5 protein-coding genes are annotated in these 5323 nt (G+C 51.9%); all 5 read left to right on the top strand.

Annotation, left to right across the window (positions count from 1 at the left end; genetic code table 11):
* Positions 1-753: UDP-N-acetylglucosamine--N-acetylmuramyl-(pentapeptide) pyrophosphoryl-undecaprenol N-acetylglucosamine transferase (locus ACLUYS_RS09240; protein ID WP_412659677.1), on the top strand; the 753-nt coding region annotated here is incomplete at its 5' end.
* A 3-nt stretch (positions 754-756) separates the two neighbouring features.
* On the top strand, positions 757-1695 hold the full coding sequence (gene murB / locus ACLUYS_RS09235) for a UDP-N-acetylmuramate dehydrogenase (protein ID WP_230267490.1): 939 nt from the start codon (positions 757-759) through the stop codon (positions 1693-1695).
* Positions 1652-2902 carry a cell division protein FtsQ/DivIB gene (locus tag ACLUYS_RS09230; RefSeq protein WP_412659676.1) on the top strand — a complete coding sequence of 417 codons (1251 nt, stop codon included), beginning with the start codon at positions 1652-1654 and terminating at the stop codon, positions 2900-2902. The genes murB and ACLUYS_RS09230 overlap by 44 nt, the downstream gene beginning before the upstream one ends.
* A 128-nt stretch (positions 2903-3030) precedes the next feature.
* Positions 3031-3390 carry an Asp23/Gls24 family envelope stress response protein gene (locus ACLUYS_RS09225; protein ID WP_230267488.1) on the top strand — a complete coding sequence of 120 codons (360 nt, stop codon included), beginning with the start codon at positions 3031-3033 and terminating at the stop codon, positions 3388-3390.
* A gap of 15 nt (positions 3391-3405) precedes the next feature.
* Positions 3406-5052, top strand: a complete 1647-nt coding sequence (locus ACLUYS_RS09220) for a DAK2 domain-containing protein (protein ID WP_412659675.1) — start codon at positions 3406-3408, stop codon at positions 5050-5052.
* Positions 5053-5323 lie beyond the last annotated feature (271 nt).

Raw genomic sequence — 5323 nt, 5'->3', positions numbered from 1 at the left:
TCTTTAGGCATTCCGTTCATGCTTCATGAGCAGAATTCCGTCATTGGAAAAGCCAATAAGCTGGTGGCTTCCAAAGCTGCCGGCATTGTCACGTGCTATGACAAGGCGCAGAAGGAGTTTGGCGATAAAAAAGCCTGCCTGCTCGGCAATCCGCGCGCCAGTCTGGCTGCTCGCGTGAAAAAAGATGAAGCCTACTTTAAGGAACTGAATCTGGATCCGAGTCTGCCGACGATTCTGATCGTCATGGGCTCGCTTGGCAGTTCTTCCATCAACAAACTGATGAAAGAGGCGCTGTCGAAAGTTGATCCGTCGCTGCAGATTGTCTACGCCTGCGGCAAGGACAACGCCGACGCGCTGCATTCGTTTGATGAATTCAAAAACGTTCATACGGTTCCGTATGTGGATGCGCTTCGTCTTTACGGCATGCTGGACGGAATGGTCTGCCGCGCCGGCGCCACAACGCTTGCGGAACTGACCGCTCTCGGCATTCCGGCTGTCATTATTCCCAGCCCGTATGTGGCGGAAAATCATCAGTACTACAACGCGAAAATGTTAGTAGATGAAGACGCCGCCATCATGCTGGAAGAAAAGGACCTCAATGCCGATAGCCTTTCCAAAGCGATTGAAACGGCGTTTCTCGATGAGAACAAAAGACAGTCTCTCAAAGCGCATGCCCTTAAAGCCGGCAAGCCGCACGCAGCACAGGATATGATCGCATGGGCCAATTCGATTATTTCCGGTCAGGAAAAATAAGCCATGATCGAAGAATCTGTGCTCGCGGCGTTTGGACGAGTCAAATGCGGCGAGCCGCTGTGCCGCCATACCACGTATAAAATCGGCGGGCCCGCTGATTTTCTCGTGGAAGTCGATACCCAGAATGATCTTCAGAATCTCGTTTCGCTTTTAGACGAAAAGAAGATTCCCTGGATGGTTCTGGGCAACGGAAGCAACGTACTGGCCTCGGATGCGCCCTATCACGGGGTCATTATCAAACTGACCGGCGAATTTTGCGCCTACGCCTTTCATGGCGAAATCCTTGAAGCCAGAGCCGGATGCTCGCTGATCGCGATCAGTCAGTCGGCGATGAAAGAGTCGCTGACCGGTCTGGAATTTGCCTACGGCATTCCCGGAACGCTTGGCGGCGGTGTCTATATGAACGCCGGCGCCTATCGCTCGGATCTTTCGCGGCTGATTGAAACGGTCACCATTCTCGACGGGACCCAGATCCGGGTGCTGTCCAAGGAAGAGATCGGCTTCGAATACCGCCATTCCATTTTCCAGAAAAAGAAGCACTGGATTGTACTTGGAGCCACTTTGCGTCTGGAAAAAGGGGATCAGGAAGAAATCCGTGCCCTGATGGATTCGCGAAAGCAGCGCCGTCTGACGAGTCAGCCGGTATCCAAGCCTTCCGCCGGATCGGTTTTTCGCAACCCTTCGATCGGGTCCGCCTGGGAAGTGGTGGACGCACTGGGATTTCGCGGAAAATACTGCGGCGGCGCCAAAGTCAGTGAAATGCATTCAAACTTCATTATCAACGAGGAGGGAAAAGCGACTGCGCGCGACGTGGATACGCTGATTCGCTCCATTCAGCAGGCGGCCCTGAAAAAACTGGGCGTCCAGCTGATTACCGAAGTAGAAAGGATCAATTGGGATGCCCAGCTCGAGCTCGAAACCAACACCCAGAGTGGATCCTGATAAACACACCAGCATTATGAATAAGGGGAAAGCCTTTCTCGAATCGCTGCGAAGCCATGACGAGGAAGACGACTATAAACCGCACAAGCCAAAACCCAGACGCAATGTGAACTGGGTATGGGCTGCGTGGGCGATTTTTGCGATGGCAGCCGTCTGCATCTTCCCGTTTACGCGGGCCTTTGAGGTGCGGGCGCTGTCCTGCGAAGGAAACTACTACTATTCCAAATCGCAGATTTACGCGCTGGCCGATGTATCGGAAAGCGGGCTGATCGGTCTTTCGTCGCCTAGCGCGATTGCCACCCGGCTCGAAGAAAATCCGCTCATCCGCAGCGCCGATGTCACCAAAAACGGAAACGATATTCGCATTGCCATAGAAGAAGAAATGATTGTCGGCTATACGCAGGACGGCGATCAGGTCACGCTCATTACCGACCAGAATGAAAAGATTCCGGTAAACAGCGATGCACTCTATAAAACGCTCGTCCACTATCCGCTGCTCAGTTCCTTAAGCGACGAGACGATTGAATCGCTTTGCGAGCAGGTGCGAAAGTATCCGAAGCAGCTCACCCGCCAGGTGTTTGACCGGATCGCGGAAATTCAGCCCTGGGCCGAGACGTATGACAAAAACATGCTGAAGCTCGTGCTCAAGGACGGCAATACCGTTTTTACCGCCCTTCCTTCTCTGTTCATGATGACGACGTACAATCAGGTCCTTGAACATTTGCAGGGCGAACAGGTCTGCCTCATTCTCGATGGGGAAAACTCCGTCGTAAATAAAGTTTCCTGTTCGTACCTGTACCTCTCTCCGGAAGAACGGGCCGGAAACCGCGAAATTCCAAAGAGCGTAATCGACCCGAATTATTCCTCCAGCCAGTCCAGCAAGGAGGACGACAAAAAAGACGAAAACAAGGATTCTCAAAAGAAGTCCGAAGACGACAAAAAAGAAGATTCCGAAAACAGGGACAGCCAGGCCAGCTCCGAAGAGTCGGTGTATACCTATCCGTATGTTCCGGAACTGTACAGCGGCATTCAGACCATTCAGACGCCAAACGGCACGATGCAGGTGAACGTTGCAGCGATCAATGACTGGGAGCCGAGCGCGGTCGATAACATTCAGTATTCGCCGTCTACGAATCTTTTCCGTGCGATGGACTCGGGAACGGTTTACACGTATGACGCCGCTTCGGATACGTTCTATCCGATCTGATGTCAAAAATGACGGTCCAGCGGTTTTCTTCGCCGGTCTGTAGGATTTTTATTTCCAATGAAAAGTCGATATAATGACAGCGGTGCAGCATGCACCGCTTTTTCACATGGAAAACAGGAGGCAAAACTATGCCGATTCATAAATCTACAGAATACGGAGAGATTGAAATTTCTCTCGACGCCATCGCCAATCTCGTGGGCGGTACGATCAATGAATGCTACGGAATTATTGGCATGGCCAGCCAGAAGCTGCTTAAGGACGGCTGGGCTGAGTTGCTCAAACGGGACAACTACTCCCGCGGCGTCATCGTGCGTCAGGATGGAAATTCTCTGATTCTCGATATCTATGTCATCGCCATGCAGGGCATCAAGCTTTCCGAAGTGATGCTTGCTGCGCAGCAGCGCGTGCGCTACGTACTGGAAAAAACCCTGGAAGTTAAAGTTGAAGCAGTCAATATCTTTGTTCAGGGCGTGAAAGCAATTAAGTAAGGAGCCTTTAGAACAATGGAATTTATTGACGGCAAACTCTTTCGGGAAATGCTGCGTTCGGGCATGAACAATCTGGGCAACAACCAGGCCAGAATTGATGCGCTGAACGTATTCCCGGTTCCGGACGGCGATACCGGAACCAATATGTATCTCACTTTTTCAAACGGAGTTAAGGAAGCTCTCAAATCCGATGCCAAAGGTGTCGGCGCGATCGCCAAAGTGCTCTCCCGCGGCCTGCTCATGGGCGCACGCGGAAACTCCGGCGTTATTACTTCTCAGATTTTCCGCGGCATTTATCAGGCCGTAGAAGATCTCGATGAAATCGATGCCATGCAGCTCGCGCAGGCTCTGGTGAACGGAAGCCGTGTCGCCTACAAAGCCGTTATGCGTCCGGTCGAAGGAACCATTCTGACCGTCGTTCGCGAAGCTGCCGACTATACGTACGCCTATACCGCGACCGAAGGCATCACCGACTGTGTCGATGTCATGCGCAAAATGGTCGAAGAGGCGAAAATTTCTCTGGATACTACACCTGACCTGCTCCCTGTCTTAAAGGAAGTCGGTGTCGTTGACTCCGGCGGTGCCGGTCTTCTGGCGATTTTTGAAGGTATGCTTCTTGCTATGGAAGGCAAGCCGGTCGAAGCCGAACAGTCGACTGGATCGTCTTCGGAAGCCAGCCAGACCAAGATCGAGGGTGAAGGCGAATACGGATTCTGTACCGAATTCATTCTTCAGCTGTCCGATCGCGGCATGCGCAACTTCTCGGAAGAAAAATTCCGCGATGAGCTGTCCACCATCGGCAACTCGATCGTCTGCGTACAGGACGAAGACATTGTCAAAGTTCACGTACATACCCTGACCCCGGAAGTGGCTGTGAAAATGGGCCGCCGCCAGGGACGCTTTGTGAAGCTGAAAGTCGAAAACATGACCGATCAGCACGAAGAAATTCTCGATCAGGAAAACGAGCAGACCCATACCGCTGCGCCGAAAAAACAGGCGGAGCATAAAAAGTACGGTCTGATCGCTGTCGCTGCCGGTGACGGCATCCGCGATATGTTCAAGGATCTGCGCGTGAATAAAGTCATCTCCGGCGGACAGACGATGAACCCGTCCACGGAAGACTTCATCAGCGCCATCGAAGAACTCAACTGCGATCACGTTCTGATTTTCCCGAACAACTCCAATATCGTCATGGCCGCTCAGCAGGCCGGGGATGTTCTCGAAGACCGTGACGTTCATGTTCTTCCGGCCAAAACGATCCCGCAGGGCCTTTCCGCCTGCGTCATGTTCAACCCGGAAGCGGATCTGGAAGACAACCTGTCCGATATGAACGAAGCCATCGCGCACGTGAAATCCGGCGAAGTCACCTACGCCATCAAGGATACGACGTACGAAGGTCTGCCGATCAAAGCCGGTCAGTACATGGCGATTTTAGGCAAGGCCATCGTGGAAGCCAATGAAAACGAAATGGATACCGCCAAGGCGCTCCTATCCAAAATGCTCGCCGACGACAGCGAACTCGTTACGCTGATTTACGGCGAAGACGCCACGAAAGAACAGGCTGATGAGCTGGCTGCGTTCATTACCGATCACAGCGACGCGGAAGTAGAAGTCTACAGCGGCAGGCAGCCGGTCTACTCCTTCATCATCGGCGTAGAGTAACGGTTTATAAACCGCTCGCATCGATTGGATTTGAAATTCACAGAAAATAAAATTTCTGCATTTTCGAACCGTCAAAAGGAGCGATACCAATCGAAGAAAACACAAAGAGGCAGGAAGTTCCTGCCTTTTTCGTTTTTGAGCAGAAAAGCCTCTGAATGGCACGAAAATAGAAATAGATGTATTCTCTAATCTTATTTAGTCACATTCCCAAACATGTACGTAAGCGTCAAATAAAAGACGGGTATTTTCTCGACCGCCTCCTTGGGATAAT

The organism is Allobaculum sp. (assembly GCF_047010065.1).
In the GTDB taxonomy this organism is placed as follows: domain Bacteria; phylum Bacillota_I; class Bacilli_A; order Erysipelotrichales; family Erysipelotrichaceae; genus Allobaculum; species Allobaculum fili.
Note: the sequence above shows the minus strand (reverse complement) of the source record. Positions and strands in the feature narration are given on the sequence as shown.